Origin of the sequence: Streptomyces griseorubiginosus, from assembly GCF_017614965.1 — a bacterium.
Lineage (GTDB): Bacteria > Actinomycetota > Actinomycetes > Streptomycetales > Streptomycetaceae > Streptomyces > Streptomyces griseorubiginosus_B.
This window is the reverse complement of sequence record NZ_WVUG01000548.1, coordinates 1-2,715: the sequence shown is the minus strand read 5'-3', so window position 1 is coordinate 2,715 and position 2,715 is coordinate 1. Positions and strand designations below refer to the sequence as shown.

General features: G+C 71.7%; 1 protein-coding gene. It reads left to right on the top strand.

Features of this window, described 5'->3' with window-relative positions:
* Nucleotides 1-2,447 (top strand): FAD-binding and (Fe-S)-binding domain-containing protein (locus GRC12_RS43415; protein WP_208785947.1); only part of this gene is annotated, 2,447 nt, incomplete at its 5' end.
* Nucleotides 2,448-2,715 lie beyond the last annotated feature (268 nt).

Genomic DNA, 2,715 nt, shown 5'->3' with positions numbered 1-2,715 from the left:
CTCCGGAGGGGCTGCGGGCCCTGGTGGACGGGGAGTTGGCGCTGTTGCGGACCGGCTTCCCGGAGCTGCCGCGCCGTATCTCCGGCTATGCGCTGGACGCCCTGCTGCCGGAGAAGGGCGCCGACGTCGCCCGCTCGTTCTGTGGCAGCGAGGGCACCCTGGGGGTGCTCACGGAGGCGGTCGTACGGCTGGTCGAGGCACCCCGCGCGCGTGCGCTCGCCGTGCTGGCGTACGGCGACGAGAGCGCGGCGGCCGAGGCGGCGGCGGGCCTGTTGCCGTACGGGCCGCTCACGGTGGAGGGGATGGCGGCCGATCTGGTGCCTGCCTCGGCCGGTCTGCCCAGGGGCGGCGCTTGGCTGTTCGTGGAGACGGGCGGGGAGTCGGAGGCGGAGGCACGCGCGCGTGCGGAGGCCATCGTGCGGGCCGCCGACGTCGTGGACTCGCTGGTCGTCGTCGAGCTCGCAGAGCAGCGGGCGCTGTGGCGGATCCGGGAGGACGCGAGCGGTACGGCCACGCGGATGCCGGACGGCAGCGAGGCCTGGCCCGGGTGGGAGGACTGCGCGGTGCCGCCCGCGCGACTGGGCGCTTATCTGCGGGACTTCCGTTCCCTGCTGTCCTCCCATGGGTTGCGCGGCACTCCGTACGGTCACTTCGGCGACGGCTGCATCCACGTCCGCATCGACTTCGACCTGCTCACCGAGGCGGGCGTCGGCCGCTTCCGGCGCTTCTCGGAGGAACTGGCCGACCTGGTGGTGGCACACGGCGGTTCGTTGTCCGGGGAGCACGGCGACGGGCTGGCGCGGGCCGAACTGCTGCCGAGGATGTACGGCCCCGAGCTGGTCAGCCTCTTCGAGCGTGCGAAGGGCGTCTGGGACCCCGACGACCTCCTCAACCCCGGCGTCCTGGTCCGCCCCGCGCCCCTGGACGCCGACCTCCGCTTCTCCGTCCTGCCCCGCGAGCCGGTCGACGTGGCCTTCGGCTACCCGGCGGACGGCGGCGACTTCTCGGCGGCGGTACGGCGCTGCGTCGGGGTCGCCAAGTGCCGTACGACCGCTGCGGCCGGCGCGTCCGTGATGTGCCCGTCCTTCCGGGCGACCGGCGAGGAGGAGCACTCCACACGCGGGCGTGCCCGGCTGCTGCACGAGATGCTCGCCGGTGAACTGGTCAGCGACGGCTGGCGGTCCACGGAGGTCCGGGACGCGCTGGACCTGTGCCTGTCCTGCAAGGGCTGCCGCTCCGACTGCCCGGTCGAGGTCGACATGGCCACGTACAAGGCGGAGTTCCTCCACCACCACTACGAGGGCCGACGCCGTCCGGCCGCGCACTACAGCATGGGGTGGCTGCCGGTGTGGCTGGGCTGGGTGACGCGGACAAGGACGGCGTGGCTGGTCAACTCCCTGGCCGCCGTGGGCCCGCTCGCGTCCCTCGCCAAGCGGCTCGGCGGAATCGCGCCCGAGCGGGAGCTGCCCCGGGTGGCGCCGGAGACGTTCACCCGGTGGTGGCGCAGGAGGACGGCGGCTCAGGTGCGGCAGATCAGGGCCGAGTGGAAGGAGAGGGGCGGGCCGGAGGGGGTCGGCGACGCCGACGGCATCGCCGGCATCGATGACACTGATGACACCGATGACACCGATGACTTCCCATCTTTTGTCGCCCTGTGGCCGGACACGTTCACCGAGCACTTCACGCCGGAGGTCGGCAAGGCGGCCCTGCGGGTGCTGGAGGCGGCCGGACTGAAGGTGGTGCAGACGCCCTGGATGAAGTGGAAGGCGGAGGTCGAACAGACCCCCGACGGTGAGATCTCGGGGTACGGCGTGAACCTCCTGACGTCCCGCCGGGTCCGCGTCTGCTGCGGGCTGACGTACCTATCGACGGGCCAACTCGACCGCGCACGCAAGGTGTTGCGCCGCACCCTCGATCTGCTCGGCCCGTTCCTGGACCCCCGTGTGGGGGAGCAGATCCCGCTCGTCGTCCTGGAACCCAGCTGCGCCGCGGCCCTGCGCACCGATCTGCCCGAGCTGCTGCACGACGACCCGCGCGCCGCCCGTCTCGCCGCCTCGGTGCTGACCTTCGCGGAGGCGCTGGAGAAGTACGCCCCCGACTGGACCCCGCCCCGGCTGGACCGCCCGGTCACCGGCCAGACCCACTGCCACCAGCACGCGGTCCTCGGCGACGGCCCCGACCGCCGGCTGCGCGCGGCGGCGGGCCTCACCGGCGAGCTGACCGGCGGCTGCTGCGGTCTCGCCGGCAACTTCGGTTTCGAGAAGGGGCACTTCGAGGTGTCGTCGGCCTGCGCGGAGGAGCGGTTGCTGCCCGCGGTGCGGCAGGCACCCGAGGAGACGGTGGTCCTCGCGGACGGCTTCTCCTGCCGCACCCAGCTGGAGCAGCTCGCGAGGGTACGGGGGCGGCATCTCGCGGAGGTGCTGGCGGAGGCGCTGGGCGACGAGTGATCGCCAGGTTTCATAAGCCCGCTCTCAGGTTCATAAGCGAACTCTCAGGTTCGGCGGGCGCTCTCAGGAATCTCCAAGGTATTCACAGCGCCTGCTTGCCGTTACCTCGCCGAATTTGCCTTCCCTTGAGTTGCGTGGAGTGTAGGTTCATTGGTGTCGGGAGCCGGACGCGGAATTCCCGAATCCCTGAAATGCGAAACACCAGGAGTCGTAAATGAGCCTCAAGAAGCTCGCCCCGCTGCCCCCGAAGCCCAAGTCGAAGCAGCTC